Source organism: Sorangium sp. So ce296, assembly GCF_051529605.1.
GTDB classification, from domain to species: domain Bacteria; phylum Myxococcota_A; class Polyangia; order Polyangiales; family Polyangiaceae; genus Sorangium; species Sorangium cellulosum_D.
Genome location: NZ_CP150325.1, coordinates 1,656,481 through 1,680,866 on the forward strand (window position 1 = coordinate 1,656,481; position 24,386 = coordinate 1,680,866).

Below are 24,386 nucleotides of genomic sequence, written 5' to 3' on the forward strand. Positions count from 1 at the left end.
GTTGCGCGGCGCGCCCGCGTCGCCGTCGCCGCCGGGCAGCCCCTGCCCGCGCCGCTCCCGGCGCTCCTCAATAGGGGCAGGCCAGCACCTCCGGCGCGCTCACGCCCTGCGTGCTCACGCCCGAGATGACGTTATCCTCCGGATGAAAGAGCGCCTGGGCGCCAGCCGGCCCCGACATCCAGCATTGCTGCTGGATGGATTGTGATTGCCTCCCGCGCGAGGGGTCGCAGCGCCCCACCGTGGCGCCGCGGACCGTGACGTCGCTGGCCTCTATCTTGATACCGGGATGGGAGCCCGACGTGAGGCGCAGGGCATTGTCGAAGACGAGCAATCGCTTCAGGGTCACGTCTCCCACCCGGACCGCGGTCGCGGGCAGCGTCGTTCGCGAGCTCAGGAGCACGCCGTAGAGCCCGTTTCCCCAGGACGCGACGTCCCGGAGCGCCACCCCGGTGCCTGCCTGGACGTGCACGCCGTGGCTCGCGTTGTATGCGGAGACGACCCGCTCGATCAGGATCCCCGTCGGACGGTCCTCCTCGATGGCGCTCGCCAGCATGACGCCGGCGCCGCCGTTGTGATGAAAGTAGCTGTCCTGGACCACGACGTTCGCCGGCACCGCGCTGGGGATCCCGGGCCTAGGGGGGACCTGGGCGGAGATCCACAGGCCATGTCCGCCGCTGCCCGTCGCGGAGCCGTCGACGGGATGGATCAGGCTGTGGTGAACATTGCAGTTTCGCACGGTCACGTTGGCGGTGATGATCTTGATCGCGCTGGCGCCGATCGGGCCGTTGATGTTCTTGATCTCGCAGTTCTCCACGAGGATGGGCGGCGTGTCGTGGTGCCCGGCGATGGAGGACAGGTAGATGCCGCCCTTCGCGGTGCCGTCCACGATCACGTTCCGGATGACGCCCCCGGAGCCCCAGGAGAAGCCGATGCCCTCCAGATTGGACGGCTTGCAGGAAGGGAGCTGGGGCGCGAGGGGCGCGTAGCGCACGATGACGTTCTCCACCTTGCAGTCGGCGCACGTGTTGAGGTGGATGCCGCTGTTGGCCGTCCTGCGTGGCCCATCCGTGAGCGCGATCTGCAGATTGCGGATCCAGAGCCCCCGGACCGCGCTGACGGCGGTCCCGTCCCGCTTGACGACCTCGCTGACCTGGATGGCCCCGGGGTACTGCTCCGGATTGCAGGGGATCGCCACGAGGGTCGCGGTCCCGGGATCGCCCGGGCCGGCGTGGGGAGACAGCTCCGGCCCCTCCAGGGTCAGCGCGTCGTAGTGAGGCCGCAGCGGGCTGCGCAGCACGTATCGCCCCGCGGGGAAGGCCACGATGCGCCTGCGGGCGCGCAGCGACGCCGCGCACTCGATGGCCGTCGCGATGCCCGGGCTGTCGTCGACGTTCGTGCTGTGGTCGACGGACGCGTCGGCGGAGAACGGCCATTCCGCCGGCCTCGCCAGGTAGGGAAGGACGTTGACCACGCCGTCCGGGTCGACGGAGCCCGGCAGGCAGCAGCGCGCCCCCTGGCAAGCATTCAGATCCTCGTGCAGCGTCCTGGTCCCGAGGCAACCGCCGCTGGCGGGGCAGAAGGGCCCCGTGCAGACCGGAGACAGCGCGGCGGCATCAGGGCAGGCGACGCCGGTCGTCTCGTCTGCCACGAAGGGCGGCTCGGTGTAGGGCGCATCGAGGTCGCAGAAATCCCGGGACGCAGCGCTCTCCATCGCATCAGGGGGAACCCCCCAGCCAGCCTCGTCGCAGCCGGCGCTGTCCGGGGGCGGGGTGGCTCCGGCTGGAGCGGAGACGAGCGCGAGCAAGACTCCGATCCAGATCTTCACAAACCGCTGGTCCAACGACACACATACCTCCTTCTCGGACGAGGGGGTAATCCGGGACTTTCAGGTGCAAGGAGCGAGCGCTGGCGTCGAGCGGAGCATCGCTGTGCGAAGACGCGGGCCACCCCGGCCGGGGTAGCCGCGACGCGATCGCACGACCGTCCACTCCACGCGTCTGGCATGAGCGATTCTCCTGAGCGGGCGTGCCGCGCGCGGCGCGGCGGCCCGTCCCAGCGAGCGCGGAGAGGCACGTCGACGACGTGGATGCTGCGAGCCGGGGCGCGCTGGCTCGCAGTCAGCGGAGCGCGGGGCTGTCCGCGACAATCGCTCTCGAGACCGGTATGCCCGTTGCGGTGAACGCGCCGGAGGCTCCGTCCCTCGGGCCCGCCCCGCGGCCGCGAATGCCACGTGGCTTGTCACGCTCGACGGCTCTGCGCAAGCGCCGCCTCCGAGCGCGTCGCGGAGGCCCGCCGGGGCGATCGGGGGACGAGCCCACGACGGCCGAGCGGGTTTCGTGAAGGACGGGCGCGCGGCCTGCGACAGGGCGTTGCGCCGCAGGAGCCGCGAGCTCCCGCGCGCGCCGGGCTCGCGCTCGAGCCCGACGCTGCACGAGGGAGGCGCGATCAGCGCTCGCGCTTGACGCGCATGCCCCCGCCGAAGCTGACCGTCCACACCTCGTCGAGGTCGTGCGGGTTCCAGAACACCCGCACCGGCTGCTGGAACGAGTAACCGTCGTCGCGGAAGAACGTCGGCGCGTCGTCGTTGAGGTTCTCGGTGATCCAGAGCCCGTCCCGCTCGGTCGTCATGTACATGCGGTCCGGGTCGCGCGGGTCGATCGCGCACGACTCGACGCGGACCTTGTCGCTGATGCGCTGCCAGGTCAAACCGCGATCCCTCGTCCGGTACAGCCCGCCGAAGAAGCGGTCATCGTGGCTGAACACCGTCACGTACCACGTGCTCTCGGTGCGGTCGTTCGGATCGACGACGATGTCTTTCGTCCAGTAGTGCATCTCCGGCGAGGAGCGATCCTCCCACGCCGACGCGCCGGGCGGCAGGAGGAACACGCCCGATCGATCGGTGAACGTCCGGGTGTTGCCGGGCTGATGGCCGGAGTAGGTCGCGACGATGCTCCCGTCCTTCAGCACGTGGACGTTGAACGCGTGCCCCTGCGTCCGCGGCGGGGCGGGGAGCGGCTCGGGCGCCGCGCCGGGCGCGCTCAGATCGAGGCGGACGATGCCGCCCGACACGCTGTTGACCGTGCTCGCATAGAGCTGGTCCGGATCGTTTGGATCGAGCGCCAGCCAGATGACGGGGCGGCCCAGATCGACGACGGGCGACCACGTGGCGCCCTTGTCCTCGGAGATCATGATTCCCCCTCTGGCCGGGCGGGCCTCCGTACCGTCGATGCGGGCGTCGCGCATCCAGGGGCTCTGGTAGATGTCGTGGACGCTGCCGGTGGCCGCGTAGAGCGCTCCGGTGATCGGGTGCTGGACGGCGTGGTAGGTGGTGTTCAGGGTCAGGCCGTTCGCGCCGTCGCGAGCCCACGACCTGCCGCCATCCTCGCTGTAGGCGCTCCGGATGTCCGTGAGCGAAGCGAAGATGGTGTGTTTGTCGGGGAAGCTCAGCCACCAGCCCGACGTCTGCTCGACGCCGCTCGTGCGGTAGAACCGGGACTTCGGGGTATCCGTGCCCCTCCGGTTCTCGTCCGCCGGGTCCACGTACGCCTGATGGAAGCTCTTCCCGCCGTCGTCGCTGACGTGGACGAACCCGAGATCGGTGATCGCCACCCGGCGGGAATCCTCGGGCGACACCGAGAGGCCGAGCGCGTACTCGCCGAAGTCCCAGCCCATGTCGCCGCCGAACCCGCTCCAGCCGGTGGCGATGTTGGCGTTGTGATCGCTCCGGAACACGTGCCGCCAGCTGGCCCCGCCGTCGACGGTCTTCAGCACGATGGGCGCGAGCGTCTGGCGGTCGCCGCCGGCGACGTACGCGACGCCGGGGTCGTCCGCGGACGTGGCGACGAACGCGAGCTTGTCGCTCGGTCCGAGCCCGTTCGTCGCGGGGATCCAGCGCTTCTCGCCGAGCTTGAGCCGATAGAGGCCGGCGTAAGCGTCGAGCTCCCCGCCGGTCGTGTTCGCGGTGACGAGGGGGTTGCCGCCGCTGTCGGCGGCGGAGAAGGTGACCGCGAAGAAGCGGGCCCGCCTGCCGTGCCCGACCCCCGCGAACGAGACGATCTTCTCGCCCTGCGGGAGGCCGCCGATCGAGGTGTCGAGCGCGAAGCTCGCGCCGCCGTTGCGCGAGACGAGCAGCCCGTCGCTCGTGCCGGCGTAGATGTCGTCGCCGTCCCAGTGCACGCCGCCGACCCGGAGTCCGCCGGACCAGTCCGTCGTGTGGACCAGGTGGAAGCTGCTGCCGCCGTCGAGCGAAGCGTAGAGCTGGCGCGTGTCCGAGATGAGCAGCCGCTCGGTGTCGCAGGGGTCCGCGAACAGGTAGTGGGCGTCTCCGGGCGTCCCCGGGGTGGTGACGGGCGCGTCCCACGTCGCTCCCCCGTCGGTGCTCTTGGCCAGCGTGGCCACGTCGAAAATGACGTCCTCGGGGCCTCTGTAGGTCACGGCGTAGAGGACATCCGGGTCGGCGGTGAACCGGAATTGCGAGAGGACGCCGCCCTGGATGTCGCGAAAATCGAGGTTCGTCCACTTCCTGCCGAAATCCCTCGTGCGGTACACGCCCCGCATGTCGCTGGCCATGAAGATCTCGCGGCCGTCGTGGGGGTTGATCGACGGTGAAAAGAGGGCTCCTCCGCCGCCCACGCCGCGCGATCGCCACCTGCCGCGCGCGCCGCCGCTCCCGTGCCCGTGCCCGTGGTGGCGGCGCTCCTCCGTGCGATCGGCGCCGAGCGCGGACGACGCGAGGCGGGCGCTCCCCAAGGCCGCCGGCTCGCCGGTCGATACCTCGGCGCAGCCTCCCGCGAGCAGCCCTGCGCCGACGGCCAGCAAGCTCGTCACCCTCCTCATGCACGCGACGGCGCCAACCTCGATGCTCATGCTCTCTCCTTCCGTGCGGACGTCCCGAGATTCACCAGCCCCCGGGACAGGAACCTGGTGCATAGGCTCCTTGCGCTCGCGATGCGACGATGAGCGCAGGACGCAATTCTACGAGCACATCACAGGATCTCGACAGAGGGAATCCATTCGACCGTCGCAATCGTGCGCAGCGGCGCCGGCGACGCATGTGTGCAGCCGTGTTGACGGCACTTCTATACGCTCGCAGCGGCTCTATTCACGTTGACTCGCCCACGCACCGGCGGGTCCGTGTGTCAACTCCGGGTTGACACCGTGTACAACACCATTTGACGGTGGCGACTGGATCTTTCGGCGGAGAATGGCGAAAGGCGGGCTATGGTGAAACATTACAGCAGAGGCGCGCGTTCAGGTCATCGCGCGGGCTGCGCTCCGTGGCCCGAGTATTGCTGATGCGTGAGGTCCTATGCAACACCGGGTCCTGTTCACGCGCACCATGTCTCTGCGCGCGCTTTCTCTTGCGGCGCTGATGGCCGCCCTCCCCGCCTGCGGTGACGACACGACGGGCTCCAGCTCCGGTGGCTCCTCGTCCAGCGGCTCCAGCGCGTCGGCCGGCGGCGCCGGTGCCTCGTCCAGCGGCTCCAGCGCCTCGGCCGGCGGCGCCGGTCCCTCGTCCAGCAGCTCCAGCGCTGCGTCGGGCGGCGAGAGCTCATCCTCCGGCGGTCCCGGCGATCCTGGGACCTCCGCGGACTGCGTCGACCTGGTGACCAACCCGGACATCAACTGGCGCGAGTCGTCCTTGAAGAGCGACCAGGAGATCGTCCAGTGCCTGGCGCAGACCCTGGGGCGGCCGGTGGGGTACGGGGAAAAAGCGCTGGGCGGCTTCGACCCCAACGGCAACAGCCGCCTGACGGTGATCACCACCCGCTCCGATGTCTCGGTGGAGCAGCAGATCTACGACGCCGTCTCCAGCGACGAGCACAACTGGGTGGTGTTCGACAAGGACGATTTCAAGAGCGATCACGACATCGCCATGTACCGCCTGAAATGCGGTGAGCCCGCGGTCCTGGCCAAGCTGGGCGCCACCGAGCGGCAGTGCGTCAATTACCAGGAGTGGTGCAGCGCCAAAGGCGTGCCGGCGGCCGACTGCGAACATCAGTTCTTCAACGTCGCCCTGAACGACGCGAGCCTGCCCATCCGCAACGTGGTGATCGGCTCCAACACCACCATCGATGGTCGCATGAGCCGCGCGGTCTTTCGCTTCAGCGGCTTCGCCATCGGCCGCGACAGCACCGGCACGCCGACCCAGACCGCCGAGAGCGTGATCCTCACCCACCTGAGCTTCAAGGGCGCCGGTCACGTGGAAGACCACGGCCTGGATCCGGACATGATCCGCTCCACCGGCGCGTCCCACGACATCTGGATTCACAAGAACAGCTTCAGCTTCACCGGGGACTCCGCCTTCGACGTGAAGGTCGGCGCCCACGACATCACCATGTCGTTCAACCGCGTCCTCGACGTGAAGCGGGCCACCCTGCACGGATCCAGCGACGACCACACCATCGACGCTCAGATCACCACCACCATGCATCACAACGCGTTCATCACCAGCGAGCCGTTCTACGACGAAGGCCGCGGCACGGCCCGGAGGGTGCCCTTGCTGCGCCGCGGCTCCTCGCACATGTTCAACAACGTGTTCATGAACTACTACAAGGATTTCGCGAGCGTGCGGGTCGGCGGCACCCTGCTGTTCGAAGACAACGTCTTTCTGGGCGGAACGCCCGTCCAGAGCGAGAAGAGCGATCGGGGCGCCGCCTTCAACGAATGGACGACGAAGCGGCTCTCGAGCAACGTCGTGGACGACGGCACTTTCACCGCTACCGGCTCGTTCGCCTGGTTCTCCGATGACGAGTGCGTCATCGACGCGACCTACGAAGCCGCGGTCTCGGGCGGCGGCGGCGCGGCGCGGGATCTCTCCCAGGATTACTCAGGGGAATCGCGCGCGCTGATCGGCGTGCATAAGCTCCGCGCCGGCCAAGACTTGGTGGATTACGTCAATGCGACCGCGGGCAAAGACGGCGCCGTGCCGTTCAACTCGCCGCTCTCCGAGGGGCGCGACGCCATCCTCGGACTGCCCCACGAAGCCTGCATTCGCTAGCGGCCCGCCGCGTGCGCCCCGTGGTAGCATGCGGCGCGCATGCGTACGTCACGCAGGAGGGCGCGAGCGCTGCTGTTTGCGATCGTGGCGCCGTGCGTTGCGCCCCTCGCTTCGAGCGCCGCGCGCGCCGACGATCGCCCCTTCGCCTTGCGGTGGACGGCCCCCGCCGGCTGCCCCGAGGGCGCGGCGGTCGAGGCCGAGATCACCCGGCTCCTCGGAGACCAGAGCCCCCCTTCGAGCGGCGCGCTGCGGGCGGTGGGCGCGATCGCGCCCGCGGGCAGCGGTTTCGAGCTGCACATCGAGCTCTCTCGCGACGGATGGAGCAGCGCGCGGACCGTGCGCGGCGCGACGTGCCGCGCGCTCGCCGACGCGGGGGCCCTCATCGTGGCGATGGCGATCGATCCGGACGCCGCGGCGCGGTCGGGCACGGCAGCGGCGGACGATCGTTCGATCGCCGGGGCGCGTCCGGCCAATCCCGCCCCGGAGCCCCCGGCCGCCGCGGCTCGCGCCGCCGAGCCCGCGCCGCCGAGGGGCCCGCCCACGGCCCCGCCCAGGTCCGCGCCGCCGACGCGGGCGCGCGCGCGGCCGACGGAGGGCTCGGCCGAGAGAGCTCCCCTGTTTCGCGTCGGGCTCGGCGGCATGAGCGATCTGGGCACGATGCAGCGGCTGAGCGGCGCCATCGAGCCCTGGGCGGGCGTCGTCGTCGGCCCCGCGCGGCTAGAGGCCGGGGCCTCGTTCTGGCCCGGCAGAAGGGCGGAGTCCGCGGCCAAGCCCGGCACCGGCGGGACCATCGATCTCGTCGCCGGCTCCCTCACGGCGTGCGCCCTCTTGCCGCCTCTCGAGCGCGCCGTTCGCCCGGATTTCGAGGTCGGCGTGCCCTGCGCCGGCGTCGAGCTCGGGCGCATGCACGCCGAGGGGTACGGCGTGAGCGACCCAGGCGAAGGGAGCGGCGTGTGGGTCGCGTTACGCAGCGGCGCGGCGGCCTCCTGGATCGTGGCGCCGTGGATGCGCTTGAGGCTCCGTCTCGAGGCGGTGGTGCCGCTCGAGCGCCCGCGCTTCGTGCTCGAAGGCGTCGGCGAGGTCCACGAGCCGAGCGTCGCGGCGCGGGCGGCCCTGGGGCTCGAGCTCGCGTTGTGACGGGCGCGGTCGTTTTCTTCACGGAATCGGCGCGCGCTGGCCATGGGCGAGGGTGGCCGCCCATGCCGTCACCCTGAGCGCCGAGTCTGCCGGAGCGGAGGTTGCGCCCCCGGCAGAAGCGGCAGACTGCGCGGTCGCGCTCGAGTTCGACGCGATCTACGAGCGCTATTTCGATTTCGTCTGGCGCAACGTACGCCGGCTCGGCGTCCCGGACTGCCACGCCGACGACGCGGTGCAGGAGGTGTTCCTCGTCGTCCACCGGAAGCTCCCGGCGTTCGAGCCCCGTTCCACGGTCCGCGCGTGGCTCTCGGGCATCGTCGCGCGCGTCGCGCGGGAGCACCGGAGGGCCTACGTGCGCAAGAGCCCGCTCGCGCGATCGCTGGCCCCGCCGCTCGATCCGGACGAGGTGGAGAGCGGCGCGGCCGGCGGTGACGAAGCGCTGGCGCAGGCGCAGGCGACGCGGCTCTTGCACGCGCTGCTCGAGGGGCTGGACGACCACAAGCGCGCCGTCTTCGTGCTCGCGGAGCTCGAGCAGATGACGGCGCCGGAGATCGCGGAGGCGACCGGGGCCAACCTGAACACCGTTTACGCGCGCCTCCGGGCGGCACGCAAGGAGTTCGAGCAGGGCGTGGCGCGCCTGCGGGCGCGCGACGGGTGGAGGTCGCGATGAACGCAGGGCCCCGGCGCGCGGCGCGGAGCACGCAGAATGGCAGGGAGGCATGAGTCAGCTCGGGCCCCTGTCGCGATCGATCATCGAGGCCGCCCGCAACGGCGATCGGAGCACGGCGGCGGACCGCGCGCGCGTGCGCGCGAAGCTGCGGAAGAGCCTGGCCGCCGGAGCGGCCGTCACGGCGGGCGGGGCCGCGAAGGCCGGCTTTGCGATGGTCTCGGCCAAGGCGGCGCTGCCGTGGGGGGTCGTGGCGCTGCTCGCGCCCGCGGCGGTCGTGACCGCGCTGCATGCGGCGCAGGGCGAGCCGAAGGCCGTTCCGCGCGCGAGCACGGCCAGCGCGGCGGTCATCGAGAGAGCGCGCGCGGCGGCCGCGGCGCAGCCGGCGGCGAGCGACGACCGCGCGCCCGCGGAGAGCCCGCGCGCGCCGCCCCGGCCGATCGAGCCGGCGGAAGGCGAGGAGCTCGACCCGCCCCAGGCGGCGAGGACGCGGCCCACGACGCCCAGGCGGGCGCCTCGGCCCGCCGCTTCCGGCGGACCGGGAGCGCCGCCCGAGGTGCCGGCGGAAGACCCGCTCGTCGCCGAGACGCAGCGGCTGCGCGAGGTCCACGAGGCGCTCCGGCGCGGCGACCCGGCGCGCGCGCTCTCGCTGCTCGACGCCGCGGATGCGGGCGGGCAAGAGCTGCGGGAGGAGCGGGCCGCTGCCCGCGTCGTCGCGCTGTGCGATCTCGGCAAGACGGCGGAAGGTCGCGCGGCGATGGTCGAGCTCCTGCGGAAGAGCCCCGGTTCGCCGTACTCGGGCCGCGTGCGCGCTGCGTGCGAAGAGAAATGATTCGAGAGGACGTTTCTCACACGGATTCCTCCGCGCGCGACCATGAGCCGGTGGAGAGGAGCGAACATGAAAATCCAGAGGCTCATCGGCGCAGCGGGCCTGACGATCGTGGCGGCGATGTTCTCGTGCACTCCCGAGATCATCGCGATCGGGCAGGACAAGCAGCAGGTCGCGTGCAGCACCGACGCCGAATGCGGCCCAGGGGAGACGTGCGGCGCGGGCGCGTGCCAGGCGAGCTGCGCCGCGGACGCGGACTGCCCTTCGGGGCGCTCCTGCGTGAACGGCGCCTGCGTCGACGGCGCGGCGTCCGGCCAGTGCACCGTCGACGCGGAGTGCCCTGTGGGGTCGACCTGCATGAGCGGCGCCTGCGTCCATGGCTCGGCGTTCTGCGAGTGCACCACGGATGCGGATTGCCCGGGTGACCAGTTCTGCATGAGAGGCGAATCCTGCGGCTTCGGCGCGGGGCTCTGCGCGACCGACGCCGACTGCCCCGTCTATGGCCAGCTCTGCTCCGATGGCGTTTGCGAGGGGCCGGGGCAGGCTCACTGCACGTCGGACGCGGAGTGCGGCGAAGACCACGTGTGCATGGGTGAAGTCTGCAAGTCCACGCTGCCGGCGAAGGGCACGGAGCGCTGCGTGCCTCTGGTCGACCCCGAATGCGCCGCGGACGCCGATTGCCCTGGGGCTCTCCTCTGCGCCAGAAACGGCACCTGCATCGCCGATGGCCCTGCGCCTTGCACGATCGACGCCGACTGCCCCCTCCGGGGTCAGATCTGCACCGGTGACACGTGCGAGGGGCCGTCGGGCCAGCTCTGCGCGTCGGACGCGGATTGCCCCGCGAACCACGTGTGTATCTCTGAGGAGTGCAAGTCCACGTTGTGATACCGCGCCGTGAGCCTCCTCCACCCCGGACGGCATGCCGCGCGCCACCGCGGCGCGGATCGCTCGTGGCGCTCTCCAGGTGATGGCGCGAGCCGCCACCCCTGAAGACTGCAGCCTCTAGCCGGGCGCCTTGAAGCCGGCGCACCGGTCGTTTTCGCGGCCGAATCGCGCCGATCGGCCGCGCGCGCCGGTGGCATCGAGGTTGCCATGGCTCCGGACAAGCAGGCACGCCTCCCTGGCGCCGCCGGATCCGGCGATGGCCGGGAGGGCTCCCCGTCGACCTGCGGAACACGAACCGAGGGTGAATCCACATGCGAATTTCCGCGAGGGTCTCGAGTGCGTTGACGGCGGCATCGGCGATGATGATGGGCTGCGTGGCGGCGCCCGACCTCGACGAGCAGCTCGTGGGTGAGGTCGCGCAGCCCACCATCTGCGGCACCACGACCGATTTCCAGCACGTCGAGCAGTACGACGGCACCCTCGGCGTGACGACGGGGTTCGTCGGAGCGCATGAGTCCCCGGTCGGGCAGATCCAGTGGAAGAGCGATCTCGCGTCCCGCTACGCGAACCCGGGCAACGTGAGCGGCACCCGCACCTGCTCCGGCACGCTGATCGCGCACAACCTCTTCTTGACCGCCGGCCATTGCTTCGATCCCGACGGCAACGGCTGGACCTGGCCCCGGACCGCCTCGAGCACGCCGATCTCGGCGAGCCAGGGGGCCGTCGAGATGCGCGTCAACTTCGATTACCAGGAGGACCCGAGCGGCAACCTCAGGAGCGCGGAGTCGTTCGACATCGTGTCCTTGCGCGAGTACCGGCAAGGCGGCCTCGATTACGCCATCGTGCAGCTCGCGCGGAGCGCCGCGGCGAGCTACGGCTTCACGGTGGTCTCGACGACGGACGCCGCCGTCAACGACATGCTCGCCGTCATCGGCCACCCGAGCGGCGAGCCCAAGCAGGTCGACGCGGGCCCCGCCACCAGCTTCAGCGGCGACTATATCCAGTATGGCTCGCTCGACACGCTCGGCGGCAACTCCGGCTCGGGTGTGCTCCACGCCGCGTCCGGCAAGATCGTCGGCGTCCATACGAACGGCGGGTGCACCTCGAGCGGCGGCGCGAACTCCGGCGTCAGGATCACGTCGATCCTCGAGGAGTCCCCGATCCTGCGCGACGTGACGCAGCGGCTCGTCGTGTTCGCCAAGGGCTCGGACAACGCCATCTGGCACAAGTTCTACGACGGCGGCTGGTCCGGCTGGACCTCGCTCGGCGGGAGCCTCACCTCGGCGCCCTCCGCCACGCTCACGCGGGAGGGCCGGCTGACGGTGTTCGCGAAGGGCTCGGACAACGCCATCTGGCACAAGTACTACGAGGGCGGCTGGTCGGGCTGGACCTCGCTCGGCGGCCCGCTCGCGTCGGCCCCCGCCGCGACCGTGACGCGCGAAGGGCGGCTGACGGTGTTCGCGCGCGGCACCGACAACGCCATCTGGCACAAGTACTATGACGGCGGCTGGTCCAGCTGGATCTCGCTCGGCGGCGCGACGACGCACGATCCGGCGGCGGTCGTCACGGCCGAGGGGCGCCTGGTCGTCTTCGCGAGGAGCTCGAGCGGCGAGCTCGTCCACCGCTACTACGACGGCGGCTGGTCCAGCTGGATCTCGCTCGGCGGCACCATCGCCTCGGGCCCGTCGGCGGTGGTCACGGCCGAGGGGCGGCTGACGGTGTTCGCGCGCGGCGCCGACAACGCCATCTGGCACAAGTACTATGACGGCGGCTGGTCCGGCTGGCTCTCGCTCGGCGGCGCCACGGTGGATCAGCCCGGCTCCGCGGTCACGCCCGAGGGGCGCCTGGTCGTGTTCGCGCGCGGCACCGACAACGCCATCTGGCACAAGTACTACGACGGCGGCTGGTCGAGCTGGATCTCGCTCGGCGGCGCGCTGACCTCGAGCCCGGCCGGGATCTGATCACGACGCGCGCCACGGTCGGGTCCAGCGCCTGGTCAGGGCTCCTCCGCGGCCCGGGATCTGGCGCGCCTCCTGACGGCCAGCTCGTACGCGTCGGCGAGCAACGGCCGCACCGCCTCGAACGTCGCGTCGCTCGGGTTGAGCACGCAGACCCAGGACTGCGGCGCATAGACAGGGTGAGGCATGATCCGGTCGAGGGCCGTGAAGTCATGGACAGCGTTCGCGAGGCTTTCTGCGCCCGCCTGGCCGGGAGAGGGCGGCGGGGCGCCAAACAACGCACGGTATGTGTCCTTGCCAACCCCGATGTTCAGGCGGAACACGCCCGGGCGATCCAGGTTCGAGGCGCGGTCGAAGTCGCCGTAATCCTTGGTGACGATGGTCGCAAACGGAAACCTGTGCTTGGGCTCGAGGTTGCGCTCGGGATCGTAGATGAAGAACGTATCGCCCCACGCGAGCTCCGGGGCGCTGCCGCCGGCCTCCGGGCGCTCGACGTCGACGCCAGCGAACGTGTCGGCGATGTATCGGGCGATGGCAACTTCGTCCATGGGTGCTCCCTCCAGCGTGTCTGGTCCTGGCGCCTCGGAGATCCGCCGAGGCCCGACGGCGGCTCGCGCGCGGCGGCTTGACGTCGGCGTCCGGTGCTCCGCGGCACGGGCGGCAGCTTACCCGGGACGACGCGCCCGTGGTAGGGGCCGGCGCCGCCCGCTCCGCCATGGCGCCGCCACCCCCTGAGCTGGCCCTGTCCTCGGATTTTCCCGGTGGCTTCCGCCGGGCGCGCGCGGCGGTTACTGTTGGCGACCGATGGAGCTGCGAACCTGCTGCTGGATGTGGACACTGGCGCTCGGCGCCGCGCTCCACGGCTGCTCCTCGGCCCCGCCGCCGCGAGGCGAGCGGGCCTCCGGCGCGCCGCCGGCTCCGGCGGCTCGAGCCACGGGCTCGGCGAGCACGGCCGCGTCGCCGCCGAGCGCGACCGCGCCGGAGGCTCCGCCGGCCGCAGCGGCCCCCTGCGACCTCTCACGGGTCTACCGTGGCGCTGTCGGCGGCGCCGGCGTGACGCTGCGGCTCCGGCGCACAGACGCCGGCGACCTCTCGGGCGAGGCGGCGTACGACGCGGGCGCCGGCGCGCTCTCGCTCGACGGCAGGATCGAAGGCGACCAGGGCTTCTCGCTCCGGGAGCTCGACCGCTCCGGCCAGGCGGTGGGCCGCTACGAGGGCCGCTGCCGCCTCGAGACCGGCGCGCTCGAAGGGACCTGGGCGCGCGGCGCGGCGACCAAGCCGTTCGCTCTCGCGCCCGGAGGAGCGGACGCGGTGCCGCTCGTCGAGCGGCGCAAGCGCTTCACCGTCCCGCGCGAGAACCCAGGCCCCTGCGCGTACGACGCGGTGCGGCCCGCCGTGTTCGGGCTCGGCTCCGCCGAGCGCGAAGGGCGCATCAACCTGGCGCTCCACCACGGCCCGTCGCTGCTCGATCCCAGGCTCGAGGCGCACGTCCGGCGCTGCGCGCCGCCCTGGAGCGCCGAGGTCAAGGGGGGTTACTCCGTCGCAGCGAACACGAGCGGGCTCCTCTCCGTGATCCTCGATGGCTGGACCTACATCGGCCCCGCGGTGCATTCGGACGTCCACGTCGGCCTGCGGGTCGCCTCGATCGACGTCCCGACGGGCCGCGAGCTACGCCTCGAAGACGTCATCGCCGACAAGGCCGAGCTCCGGGAGATGGTGAAGGCGTGCCTCCCATTCGCCTCGGAGGCCCTCGATATCAACGAGTGGGAGCTCGAGCGCCTCATCCACGGCGTCCCCGCCGAGGACGACGTGCCGAGCTCGATCCACGACCCGGACATCCTCGTGCTCGAGGACGGCATCGCGGCGCTGATCACAGGGGGCGTGCCGTTCGCCGGCGCGGGCATCGTGCTGAAGGGCCCGGTTCTCTCGTGGAGCGGCCTGCTCTCGCGCCGCGTCCTCAAGGCAAGCTCGCCGATCGCGCGTCTCTGGGCGAAGGCCAGACCGCTCGCGCGCGGGGAGCCCCTCTGCACCCGCATCTTCTCCCCCGGGGACACGTCACCCGACAAGCCCGGCTGACCGCCGAGCGCCCGTGCGAGGTGCTCCCCCGGGTATCTCAATCGCTCAGCGCGCCTATGAAATCGTCAGCATGGGTCAGCGCGCCGGGGCGTGTTTTGCTGGTTCGCGTTCCCCTTGGCCAGACCCTTCCCCGGTGCGTTTGAGCAGCAGGTGGTTGTGCTTGCAGATCAACCATGGGACGGCCACGCCGATAATGACGCCGCCGCCGGCGACGACGAAGCTCAAGCGACTTATCGAGGCAGCGCCGCCACGTTCTCGGCGGCGCTCTTCAGCGTACCCGCGCGGCTTGAGCGGTGGAACGCGCTGGCGAAGAGCAGGAACCCCACGCCGAGGGCAGTCGAGGAGCCCCACGTCCACACCCAGAGCAAGCCCGCTTGGGCCGGCGTCTTCTGGCCGTTCGGCTGGTAGCAGTAATGGGTGCGGTGCTGTTTGCGGTAGCCGGGTCCCGCCGAGTAGATGCCGCCGTCGGGGCAGGCTATCTCGTTCGCGCCCAGCGTGAACGTGGCGCGCTCGGTCGCGTCTTGGAACGTCATGCTGCTGCTGGCGGCGGACATGACGACGGTCAACATCATGATGGAGACGAAGGCGAGGCCCATGGCGAGGGCGTGGGTCGCGCCGCTCCGGCCGACGGGGACGGGCACGGCGGGCGTGGTGACCGAGCGGCGGGCGATGTTGGCCCGGAGCTGATCGGCCACCGTGATGGCGGCGGCGAGGCCGTCGGCCGAGGTGGGCGCGAAGGCGAGCCGGGCATGGCCGTCGCGCACGTGGAGCGCGACGAAGGATAAGCGATCGAGGTTCGCGAGCACGGCCGGCGTGGCCCACGCGAGGAGATGGCCAGCCTGGTCGCGGTAGCTCGGCGACCCAGACGCGGAGGACGACGGCGCGGGAAACACGCCAAAGCGCGCGTCGAAGCGCGTATCGCCGGTGAACGCCGGGTGCGGCGGGAACGCCCCGAACACCGGCTGCGCGAGGGCGCGATCGCAGACGACCTGATCGGGCACCGCGAGCGGAGCGCTCACGACGACGGCACGAAAGAGCGTCGGGGCGGTGAGGAGCGTGGTGCCGCCGATGGCGAGATCGGCCGGCGTCTGCGCGGACACGCCGTCGGAGCGTGTCAAGGAGAGCGCGACGAGGTGATTCTGCGGCGGCGGCAAATCGAGCTCGCCGGTAACGGCGAGGCCGCGGGCGCGGAGCGCGTCCCCTAGCTTCTGTTTGCTCCGCCGGAGCTGGGCGCAGGCCCTCGAAAAAGCAAATAGGCTGACGATGAAGACGAGGGCAGCAAGAGTGGGGAGGACCAGGGCGATCACCGGTCAACCTTAGCACTCGACGTGGCTCAGCGGGCGCGCGTCGACCGCTTCGCGAGACGTCTGCCCGCGGGCATGGCGAGCTCGTCGAGGCGACGACGCTGGGCCTCGCGTGCTTGTGAAGATGCAGTCGACGAGCGCGTGACCGTGGTGCTGTTCGTCGGGAAGCTTCTCCCATGCCCCGCCTCTCCCGGCGCCTGCTCCTCGTCGCCTCGCTCGCGGCCTTCGCCGTGCTCGCGCACGCGTCTCCGCCGCCTCCCTGCGTGATGAAGACAATATTACACAGCCGAGTGACCTCGTTGGATCTGTTGGTTTTTATAGGCGGATAGGAAAATGTTCTGTCACCTACAGCATGGCTGTACGAGACGCGAGCAGCAGTGGTCCTCCCCCGCTTCCGCCTCGGCATTGATCGGATCTCGAGCTTCTGCGGGAATTTGAGGCACGGGCGCGTCGTTCCGGGCCGCCATGAGCGGCGTTAGCCGGGATGATGCAAGGCGCTGGGCGTACGAGGAGTTCGGACACGCGGAACTGGGCCATGCGCGCCGCACGACGCGCCTGGTGCGCATGGCAACAGCCGCGGAGGTCCGCCAGGATCCATTACCATCAGGCGCGGCCTGGATGTCGTCCTACCCGTAGCTTCAGCGCTCGAGCGCCTTCGGAAGGACGGGAAATTGCGATGAATGCCGAGACGGAAGCGGGGGAGGACCAACCGCGAGCACGGTTACCTCGTTGTCATCGCTCGCCACGACGACGAGCACACCCGTGCTGGTCACGCCCAGCCAGGCAGGGCGGCCGCCGAGCGCGACGTTCCGGGGAGCGCCGCACTTCGGCGCCTCGTGCAGGAGACCGCGGGGAACGTCGCAGCCCCAGAACGAGCGCAGCCGCAGCGCGGCCGGCAGCGCGCCGCCGAAGGCCTCGTAGGCGTCGCAGGCGTCGTAGCCGGGGTCGAGAGGGAGCAGGTCGGAGACTTAGCGGCGAGCAACTGGACGTCCGTCGATTACGCGCTCATCGGTGAACTTGCTCGGGCCCTCTACGAGGCAACGCTGCGTCTTGGGTACCTAGCTCCGGCGTCTCACCAGATCTTCACGCGGCTCTCCGGCGCCAGGTACAGCTTGTCGCCTTCCTTGACGCCGAATGCGGTGTAGAACTCCGGCACGTTGGAGACGATGCCATTGCAGCGGTACTCGCTGGGCGAGTGCGGATCCGTCTTCAGACGGTTCAGCAGCTCCTCGTCGCGGTACTTGCGCGCCCACACCTGCGCCCAGCCCATGAAGAAGCGCTGGTCGCCGGTCAGGCCGTCGATTTCCACGGCCGGCTCGCCGCCCTGCGCGAGCTGCCAGGCCTTGTATGCGATCGACAGGCCGCCGAGGTCGCCGATGTTCTCGCCGATGGTCAGCGCACCCTGCACGCACTGGTTGGGCAGGGGGCAGAGCTTGTCGTACTGCGCGATCAGCGCCTGGGTGCGGTCCTCGAAAGCCTTGCGATCGGCGTCCGTCCACCATGACAGCAGGTTCCCGTCGCCGTTGTACTTGGAGCCCTGATCGTCGAAGCCGTGGCCGATCTCGTGGCCGATCACGCCGCCGATGCCGCCGTAGTTCACCGCGTCGTCCGCCGCCATGTTGAAGAACGGCGGCCGCAGGATCGCGGCGGGGAACACGATCTCGTTCAGGCTCGCGTTGTAGTAGGCGTTGACCGTCTGCGGCGTCATCATCCACTCCTCGCGGTCCACCGGCTTGCCGAGCTTCTCGGTTTGGCGCTTGTACTCGACCTCGTTGGAGCGCATGACATTGCCGACTAGGTCGTCGCCCTTGACGGTAAGCTTCGAGTAGTCCTTCCACTTTCTCGGATAGCCGATCTTGGCCGTGAACTTGGACAGCTTCTCCAGCGCCTTGGCCTTGGTGTCCTCGCTCATCCAATCGAGGCTCTTGATGCTCGCCTCGTAGGCCTTCAGCAGGTTCTTGACCAGCACCTCCATGCGCGCCTTGGCTTCCGGCGGGAAGTGCTTGGCGACATAGATCTTCCCCATCACCTCGCCGAGCGCGCCTTCCATGCTCTCGACCGCGCGCTTCCAGCGCGGACGGTCTTCCGGGATTCCGCGAAGGGTCTTGGAATAGAAAGCGAAGTTCTCGTTGACGTAGGCTTTGGACAGGTACGGCGCAAACGACGATACCAGGCCGAACTTCAGGTAAGCCTTGATCGTGTCCAGGCTCTGGCCTTTCAACTGCTCCGCCATCGCGGTGAAGGCGCTGGGCTGCATCACGATCACGGCCCTCGTGGTGACGCCGGCCTCCCTGGCGAAGGCGGCGAAGTCGAAGCCGGGGGTCAGCTCGTTGAGCCTCGCCACTTCGTACTTGTTGTAGGTCTTGTCGTCGTCGCGCGACTCGACTCGCGTCCAGTGCTTCTGCGCCAGCTGGGTCTCCATCGCCAGGATCGCCTCGGCGTTGGCGGCGGCCCTCTCGTCGCCGATCATACCCAGCATCTTCTCGACGTGCGCGCGGTAGGCGGCGCGCAGCTTGGAGAAATTCTCATCCTGGGACAGGTAGTAATGGCGGTCCGGCAAGCCGATCTGCGCGGACTGAAAGAAGTACACCGTGCACTGCGTCGAGTCCTTGGCGTCTTGGGCGATGTAGCCGGAGAACGGGTGGCGCGCGCCGATCTTGCCCAGGTGCGCGAGAAGCGCCGGCAACTCGGCCGTGTCCTTGACGGCATCGATGCGGGCGAGCTCCGCCTCCAGCGGCTTTAAGCCCAGCTCCTCGGCCTTGGCCTCATCCATGAAGGCCGTGTAGAAATCGCCGATCTTCTGCTCGTCCGAGCCGTCCGCCTTGTTCTTCTTGGCGGCCGATTCCTCGATGATCGCCTTGAGCTCCGCTTCAGCGTCGTCGTCGAGCTTGGTGAAGGCGCCGTAGCTCGACTCGTCGGCCGGGATCTCGGTCCTGGCCAGCCAACTGCCGTTGACGTGCCGGAACAGGTCGTCCTGCGGGCGCACCGCCGGGTCGAAGTTCTCCTTGATAATGCCCGAAACCAGCGGCTCGGGCGGCTCGGCCTGCGTGCTGTCGCAGCCGACGAGCGCGAGGACGCAAACCGCGCCCGCGATGAGTTTCTTCATGAATCGGACTCCCTGCGCATGAATGAGTGAATTAGGGTACCGCAAGCCGGCCCAGCTTAGCGGCCATAACAACGCAAGGGCAGCGGAAAATTTAACCAATACAGGTTCTAAAACTACCTGCATGGGTCACTATGTCCGAAAGCGAAGTATGGAGTGAATGAATTTTCAAGATGCTCTGGCTTTCGGGTGCCTCATCGGCTCACCTCGATCGAGCAGGAACTGCTGGATCTTTCCGTCGGGCGTCCGCCGTGGACGCCGGCTCTCCGTGATGCTCAAGGTGAGCGGGGCCTCGCCGAGATGGCCCCCGAGGCAGTGCATCGACGCGAACGTCCGGCCGACGCACCACGCGTTCTGGCGCCCGATCTGAACGTGAATGCCAGGCCAAGCGAGCGGCGCGCTCGACCTGACGAGCGCAGTCTCGGCAAACGGCCGCGTCTCACGGCCCGACGCTGCATCGATGAACAGGCCTCGTTCCACGCGCGCCTCGCGAAACTAACACCGGAGGGATCCTCTGCAAGCGCCCCTTGCGCCTCGCGCGAGACCGCGTTTCGATTCTGGAGAGCGCCCGGACTCAGCGGTAGGCGGTGGCTTCGAGCGGCGCGAGCGTCAGCCCGGTGACCACGTGATTGGTTTCACCGCTCCCCTTGGTCGACACCTGGCAAGCCACCACGCGTCCGAGCGTCGGCGCGACGTTCGGCCTGCGTCGTCGATGGTCACCGAGGTGATGGCTGTGAAAGTTCTCCCGCGTCAGTCCCATCGGAACCGTACACGGCGACCAGACGATGCCGGTCGTCCGATCGAGCACGATCCATTCCGACTCTTCCCAGCCGCCGAAGAACGTCGGTTGCTCGAGCGACTGAACGACGACTTCGTTTCCGACCGGGATCGGTGCGAGGAACGGTAGCTCGATGTACATGGGCCGACTCTACCGCAGTCTGAACGCCGACGCCCTGGTCCACTGTCTTCACCGTTCCCCGAAGCCAGCGTGGTGTAGACAATACTACACAGCCGAGCGAACTCGTTGGATCTGTTGGTTTTTGTAGGCGGATCAGTGGATCCGTACTTTGGACATTATGTCAACCGGCTGTCGTTGGCGTAAGATTCTTGCCAAATCGGAATGGCTTTGCGCGGACTATCCTCTCATCTTCTGGCTCGCTTTCGGCCTGCTGGCGCTGGTTCTCGCCTGCTCGGGATGGGCCTGGGCCCCCCGGGCCCCTCCGGAGCCTAGTGTACCCATCAAGCGCACATTATGCCTATCTGCGGCGGTGATGTTGGGGTGACCTTTGCCCAGTCGCAGGACTTCTCGGACCTTGCCAGGTCGGTGACCGAGCGCGGCGCATCGTCAGCCCGCTGCGCTGCAGGGGTCGGCGGTGCCCGAGCCGTGGCAGATCCAGGGCGAAGCGGACCGTACCGACGTGGCCCGTCCTCCGCGGATCTCTGCATCTGTCCTACCTGGGCGCCTGGTCAATCCGTGCTCGCCCCTCCGGTGCTGGCGCCAGGCCGAGCAGCCGACCGAGCGCCTCATGAACGACCCGGGCCGCCTCCTCGTCCCCAAGCGCGACGGCGCGGGTGAGCGTCTCGGCAAGCGAGGCGATCACGGCGCCCCGTGGCGACGGGCCAGCCGGCGCGAGGTCACCAGGTCCGGGGCTCTGCGGTTGGGCCCGCGTTGGGTCCATGGCTTCTGAAGAGGGGCGATCGGTCGTCACACCTCCCTGAAATCCCGGGCAAAGCACCAGATCGCGACGGTTCGCCCTCGCGGAATCGTTCCGTGAAGACCCGGCGCTCGCGCCCCGCTTGCTCGCGACGCTCTTCCACGTCGAGGTGCCTCCGCACGACTCCGCCGCGGTGGTCGAGTCGTCGCTCGACCAGCTCCTCCCCGTGGAGTTCCGCGCTGACCTGGTGCTCGAGCTTCGAGACGCGAGCGGCGCGATCGTGCTGGCGATCGTCATCGAGGTCCAGCGGGATATGGATCCGAAAAAGAAGTTCTCGTGGCCGACGTACGTCACGGTCGTGCGCGCCAAGAAGCGCTGCCGCACGGTCGTGCTCGTGGTCGCGCCGGACGCCGGCGTGGCTGCCTGGGCGGCGGAGAGCATCGACCTCGGTCTGGGCCTCGGCCACGTCGCACCGCTGGTGCTCGGACCGGCCGTCGTCCCCGAGATCACCGATCCAGCCGACGCGGAGGCGGAGACGGCGCTCGCCGTGCTCTCGGCGATGGCGCACGGCAACGGGCCGAACGGGCTCGCCGTGGTCCTGGCGGCGCTCGTTGCCCTTGGCCGGCTCGACCAGGAGCACGCGATGGTCTACTTTCAGCTCATCTGGAACGCGTTGCGTGAGCCGATGCGGCAGGCTCTGGAGGCGTTGGTCATGGAACGGCAGATCGAAGGCGAGGCGACGTTTCCCCCGTTCGTGCAGAAGCTCATCGATCGCGGCATGCGTGAGGGCGAGCTCCAGGGCATCCGTGAGGGCAAGCTCGAGGGCATCCGTGAGGGCGAGCTCAAGGGGAAGAGGGATACGCTGTTGCGGCAGCTCGCGCGTGCGGGGATCGCGCTCACCGAGAATGAGAGCGCGCGCATCCAGGCATGCGCGGACATCGCGACCCTCGACCGCTGGCTCGATAACGTCCTCGGGGCGAAGAGCGCCGCCGAAGTGCTCTCCTGACGGGTGACGCCAGGCTCGCAGGCCCCCCGCGTGCCCGCCGGCTCACCCACGCGCCCTGCCGGCGATCGCTCCGCGACGAGATTCGGCAGCTCGACGCTCCTCGGTTGCGTTGCAATGACGGCTGGGACGCGCGGGCGCCTCCCGTCGCCAGGTGAATCCTCTGGAACATCATCAATCATGCTCTCCGCCTCGGGCAGAAGGGACACCCCCTCTCACGTCCGCGGACAACCGCTGGGATCGATCGTCCAGAGACGACCGACCGCCGGGCTCGCTCGCCCCGAGCTCGCCCGTCACCACCACCCACGCGCCCGCCTGCCGCGACCGCGCCGGCACCGATGCTCCGCGCCTCGCTCCGCCCCGGCGAGGTACGCTGACGGGCGCATGGCGCGCAATGTCCTGCTGCTGGAGCCCATCGCCACGGAGCGCGACTACATGGCCGAGGTGCTGCGGGGCGCCGGCTGGTCCGTCTGCATGCCCCCCGGCGCGCGCCCTGCCCCCGAGGACTGCGCCGCCGCCGACGCCATCGTCGCGGACCTCGACCGCGCCGCCGGCGAGGGCTGGGTCCGCGCGGCCGATCCGACGCCGCCGCCCGCGCGGCTCATCGTCACCTCCCGGTTCCGCGCCTTCCTCGACCAGATCCGCCGGTACGAGCAGGTCGCGGCGGTCGTCCACAAACCGGCCACCGCGGAGGCGCTCCTCGAGGCGCTGCTCCCGCCGGCGAGCGACGCCCCCACCCGGTCGCGCGGGGCGCAGACCGCCGCCGCCGATCCGCTCGACGATCCCGCGCGCGACGCCGAGCTCGCGCGGCGCGGCCTGCGCAGCACGACCCCCGACCCCGAGCTCGTCGTCGTCGCCGAGCTCGTCGCGCGCGGCGTGGGCACGCCGGCCAGCGTGGTCACGGTCATCGACTCGTCGAGGCAGATCTTCCTCGGCGCGACCGGCCTCCCCCGCGACCTGACCCTCGCCGGCGGGACGCTGCGCTCGTGGTCGTTCTGCGAGCACGTCGCGCGCGACAACGCGCCGCTCATCGTCGAGGACGCCCGCGAGCACCCCGCGCTCGCCGACAACCCGCTCGTGGCCATGAACATGATCCGCGCGTACGCCGGCTTCCCCGTCGTGCTCGATGGCGTCGGGGCCGTCGGGAGCGTGTGCGCGGTGTCCGGCGAGCCCCGGCAGTTCGACGCGGGGAGCATCGCGACCCTCCAGCTCGCGGCCAGGCTGGTGAGCGAGCAGCTCGCGCGGCGCTCGGGCCTCGCGCCTCAGGTGACCGAGTCGGTCGATCGGGCGACGTCGCTGCCGACGACCGAGAGCACCGCGCCGCCCGAGCCGCTCGCACGGCGCCACGCCCCCGCGCGGCTCGCCCCCGGCGATCTCGTGGACGACAAGTACTGGATCACCGCGATCCTGGGCGAGGGCGGGCAGTCGCAGGTCTACCTCGCGCGCGACAAGCTCCTCGGCCAGCTCGTCGCGCTCAAGGTGTTGACCGAGCCGGACGACGGCGCGCTGCTCCGCGAGGCCGAGGCGCTCGCGCGGCTCAGGCACCCGAGCATCGTCCAGCTGTACGGCTGGGGGAGGCTCGACGGCGCGCGCATGTACCTCATCCTGGAGTACGTCGAGGGCGAGACGATCCACCGCCACATCGTCGACCGCGCGCCCCAGGGCGGGCTCATGCCCCTCCCCCAGGTCCTCTCCGTCGTCCGCCAGATCGCGGGCGCGCTCGCGAGCATGCACGCCGAGGGGTACGTGCACGCGGACGTGAAGCCGGGGAACATCCTGCTCGACACGCGGATCGAGCGGGCGGTGCTCATCGACTTCGGGCTCGGGCTGCGCCTCGGGCGCGGGCGGCCCCACCTCGTCGGCGGGACGCGCGGCTACGCGGCGCCGGAGCAGCTCATCCCCGAGGCCGCCGACCCGCAGCCGGCGCTCGACACCTACGCCCTCGCGGCGGTCACCTACGCCATGCTGACGGGCAGGGCCCCCTTCGAGGCCGCGAGCGCGGACGGCATCGTCGCCATGCAGCGGCGCGGGGAGCTCACGCCCGCCTCGAGCGCGCGGACGGGGCTCCCCCCGGGCGTCGACGCGCTCCTGGCGCGGGCGCTCGATCCGGAGCCGTCCCGGCGCCTCGCCTCGCCGGTCGCCTTCGCCGACGCGCTCGCGGCCGCGCTCCTCGCGAGCCCCGGGGAGCGCGCGCCGGCGGAGGTCCCGGCGCCGCACGACGGCGCGCCGCAGAGCCGCGGCCTGGCCTTCCGGCTCTGCAGGGAAGCGGCGGCGCGGCGGCTCGGCGACGGGGTCGAGGCGCGCGCGTGGGGCAGCCTCGATCCGGCGGACCGCGCGGCGATCGCCGCGGTGACCGACGACACGGCGCTCTACCCGGTGGCGCCGCTCGTCGCGTACCTGCGCGCGCTCGGCGGCGAGGTCCCCGGGAGCGTGGAGGCCGTCGGCGGCGCGCTCGCGAGCGCGGCGCTCCCCGAGATGCTGCGCAGGCTCCAGGTCGCGCGCTCCCCGGAGGCGCTGCTGGAGGTGGCAGGGCCGCTGCTCCGGCGGTTCCACGCGTGGGGTCGCGTCCAGTTCGAGCGCACCTCGACCCACAGCGCGAAGGTGGACGTCTGGCTGCCCGAGGGGCTCGCGCCGGTGATGTGCCGCTACGTGAGCGGCTTCCTGCGCGCGCTGCTCGCGACGTCGGGGCGGACCACGCGCCTCCTCGAGCTGCGCTGCGGGGGCGGCAGCGCGGGGGCGTGCGTGCTGCAGGTGGGCTGGAGCTGATCG

General features: G+C 70.4%; 17 protein-coding genes. 10 read left to right on the forward strand and 7 right to left on the reverse strand.

The genetic code is table 11. From position 1 onward, the window contains the following. Nucleotides 1-67 precede the first annotated feature (67 nt). Nucleotides 68-1,846, reverse strand: a complete 1,779-nt coding sequence (locus tag WME98_RS06255; protein ID WP_437950465.1) for a right-handed parallel beta-helix repeat-containing protein — start codon at nt 1,844-1,846, stop codon at nt 68-70. 599 nt (nt 1,847-2,445) lie between these two features. After that, nucleotides 2,446-4,866 (reverse strand): hypothetical protein, encoded by a 2,421-nt coding sequence (locus tag WME98_RS06260; protein ID WP_437950466.1) that lies wholly within the window; start codon nt 4,864-4,866, stop codon nt 2,446-2,448. A 472-nt stretch (nt 4,867-5,338) separates the two neighbouring features. Here WME98_RS06260 and WME98_RS06265 point away from each other — a divergent pair, with 472 nt between their 5' ends. From WME98_RS06265 to WME98_RS06290, 6 genes are all read left to right on the forward strand, one after another. After that, complete coding sequence (locus WME98_RS06265; protein ID WP_437950467.1) at nt 5,339-7,000, forward strand: pectate lyase; 1,662 nt, start codon at nt 5,339-5,341, stop codon at nt 6,998-7,000. 39 nt (nt 7,001-7,039) lie between these two features. Continuing rightward, nucleotides 7,040-8,137, forward strand: coding sequence for a hypothetical protein (locus WME98_RS06270; protein WP_437950468.1), 1,098 nt, complete (start codon nt 7,040-7,042; stop codon nt 8,135-8,137). A gap of 52 nt (nt 8,138-8,189) precedes the next feature. Next, nucleotides 8,190-8,807, forward strand: a complete 618-nt coding sequence (locus tag WME98_RS06275) for an RNA polymerase sigma factor (protein ID WP_437950469.1) — start codon at nt 8,190-8,192, stop codon at nt 8,805-8,807. Between the two features lie 49 nt (nt 8,808-8,856). Beyond that, nucleotides 8,857-9,636 (forward strand): hypothetical protein, encoded by a 780-nt coding sequence (locus WME98_RS06280; protein WP_437950470.1) that lies wholly within the window; start codon nt 8,857-8,859, stop codon nt 9,634-9,636. Between the two features lie 66 nt (nt 9,637-9,702). Then, nucleotides 9,703-10,518 (forward strand): DUF7107 domain-containing protein, encoded by an 816-nt coding sequence (locus WME98_RS06285; protein WP_437950471.1) that lies wholly within the window; start codon nt 9,703-9,705, stop codon nt 10,516-10,518. A gap of 374 nt (nt 10,519-10,892) precedes the next feature. Next, the gene (locus WME98_RS06290; RefSeq protein ID WP_437950472.1) at nt 10,893-12,479 is read left to right on the forward strand and encodes a trypsin-like peptidase domain-containing protein; all 1,587 of its coding nucleotides are present in this window, start codon (nt 10,893-10,895) and stop codon (nt 12,477-12,479) included. 35 nt (nt 12,480-12,514) lie between these two features. Here the strand turns inward: WME98_RS06290 and WME98_RS06295 are convergent, their stop codons facing one another. Next, nucleotides 12,515-13,024, reverse strand: a complete 510-nt coding sequence (locus WME98_RS06295; protein ID WP_061626663.1) for a DUF6194 family protein — start codon at nt 13,022-13,024, stop codon at nt 12,515-12,517. Between the two features lie 256 nt (nt 13,025-13,280). Between WME98_RS06295 and WME98_RS06300 the strand changes: the two genes are divergently transcribed. Continuing rightward, nucleotides 13,281-14,552, forward strand: a complete 1,272-nt coding sequence (locus WME98_RS06300) for a hypothetical protein (RefSeq protein WP_437950473.1) — start codon at nt 13,281-13,283, stop codon at nt 14,550-14,552. A 75-nt stretch (nt 14,553-14,627) separates the two neighbouring features. On the opposite strand, the gene WME98_RS06305 is transcribed toward WME98_RS06300, so the two are convergent. Together WME98_RS06305 and WME98_RS06310 are read right to left on the reverse strand one after the other, a co-directional pair. Then, a complete protein-coding gene (locus WME98_RS06305) occupies nt 14,628-14,777 on the reverse strand; it encodes a hypothetical protein (RefSeq protein ID WP_437950474.1) in 150 nt (49 codons plus the stop codon). 5 nt (nt 14,778-14,782) lie between these two features. Next, the gene (locus tag WME98_RS06310; protein WP_437950475.1) at nt 14,783-15,859 is read right to left on the reverse strand and encodes a hypothetical protein; all 1,077 of its coding nucleotides are present in this window, start codon (nt 15,857-15,859) and stop codon (nt 14,783-14,785) included. 462 nt (nt 15,860-16,321) lie between these two features. Between WME98_RS06310 and WME98_RS06315 the strand changes: the two genes are divergently transcribed. Continuing rightward, nucleotides 16,322-16,492, forward strand: coding sequence for a transposase DNA-binding-containing protein (locus tag WME98_RS06315; RefSeq protein ID WP_437950476.1), 171 nt, complete (start codon nt 16,322-16,324; stop codon nt 16,490-16,492). Nucleotides 16,493-16,928: 436 nt separating this feature from the next. On the opposite strand, the gene WME98_RS06320 is transcribed toward WME98_RS06315, so the two are convergent. Then, nucleotides 16,929-18,962, reverse strand: coding sequence for a M13 family metallopeptidase (locus WME98_RS06320; RefSeq protein WP_437950477.1), 2,034 nt, complete (start codon nt 18,960-18,962; stop codon nt 16,929-16,931). A gap of 571 nt (nt 18,963-19,533) precedes the next feature. Then, a complete protein-coding gene (locus WME98_RS06325; RefSeq protein ID WP_061628642.1) occupies nt 19,534-19,878 on the reverse strand; it encodes a hypothetical protein in 345 nt (114 codons plus the stop codon). 878 nt (nt 19,879-20,756) lie between these two features. Between WME98_RS06325 and WME98_RS06330 the strand changes: the two genes are divergently transcribed. Together WME98_RS06330 and WME98_RS06335 are read left to right on the forward strand one after the other, a co-directional pair. Continuing rightward, the gene (locus tag WME98_RS06330) at nt 20,757-21,620 is read left to right on the forward strand and encodes a hypothetical protein (protein WP_437950478.1); all 864 of its coding nucleotides are present in this window, start codon (nt 20,757-20,759) and stop codon (nt 21,618-21,620) included. Nucleotides 21,621-22,001: 381 nt separating this feature from the next. Then, nucleotides 22,002-24,383 (forward strand): protein kinase domain-containing protein, encoded by a 2,382-nt coding sequence (locus WME98_RS06335; RefSeq protein WP_437950479.1) that lies wholly within the window; start codon nt 22,002-22,004, stop codon nt 24,381-24,383. The last annotated feature ends 3 nt before the right edge of the window (nt 24,384-24,386 follow it).

What these genes read in the sequence shown, in the direction of transcription:
- WME98_RS06260 (WP_437950466.1), bottom strand. Translation starts at nt 4,866, where the DNA reads ATGAGCATCGAGGTTGGCGCCGTCGCGTGCATGAGGAGGGTGACGAGC.
- WME98_RS06265 (WP_437950467.1), top strand. Translation starts at nt 5,339, where the DNA reads ATGTCTCTGCGCGCGCTTTCTCTTGCGGCGCTGATGGCCGCCCTCCCC.
- WME98_RS06270 (WP_437950468.1), top strand. Translation starts at nt 7,040, where the DNA reads ATGCGTACGTCACGCAGGAGGGCGCGAGCGCTGCTGTTTGCGATCGTG.
- WME98_RS06280 (WP_437950470.1), top strand. Translation starts at nt 8,857, where the DNA reads ATGAGTCAGCTCGGGCCCCTGTCGCGATCGATCATCGAGGCCGCCCGC.
- WME98_RS06285 (WP_437950471.1), top strand. Translation starts at nt 9,703, where the DNA reads ATGAAAATCCAGAGGCTCATCGGCGCAGCGGGCCTGACGATCGTGGCG.
- WME98_RS06295 (WP_061626663.1), bottom strand. Translation starts at nt 13,024, where the DNA reads ATGGACGAAGTTGCCATCGCCCGATACATCGCCGACACGTTCGCTGGC.
- WME98_RS06300 (WP_437950473.1), top strand. Translation starts at nt 13,281, where the DNA reads ATGGAGCTGCGAACCTGCTGCTGGATGTGGACACTGGCGCTCGGCGCC.
- WME98_RS06315 (WP_437950476.1), top strand. Translation starts at nt 16,322, where the DNA reads ATGAGCGGCGTTAGCCGGGATGATGCAAGGCGCTGGGCGTACGAGGAG.
- WME98_RS06320 (WP_437950477.1), bottom strand. Translation starts at nt 18,962, where the DNA reads ATGAAGAAACTCATCGCGGGCGCGGTTTGCGTCCTCGCGCTCGTCGGC.
- WME98_RS06325 (WP_061628642.1), bottom strand. Translation starts at nt 19,878, where the DNA reads ATGTACATCGAGCTACCGTTCCTCGCACCGATCCCGGTCGGAAACGAA.
- WME98_RS06335 (WP_437950479.1), top strand. Translation starts at nt 22,002, where the DNA reads ATGGCGCGCAATGTCCTGCTGCTGGAGCCCATCGCCACGGAGCGCGAC.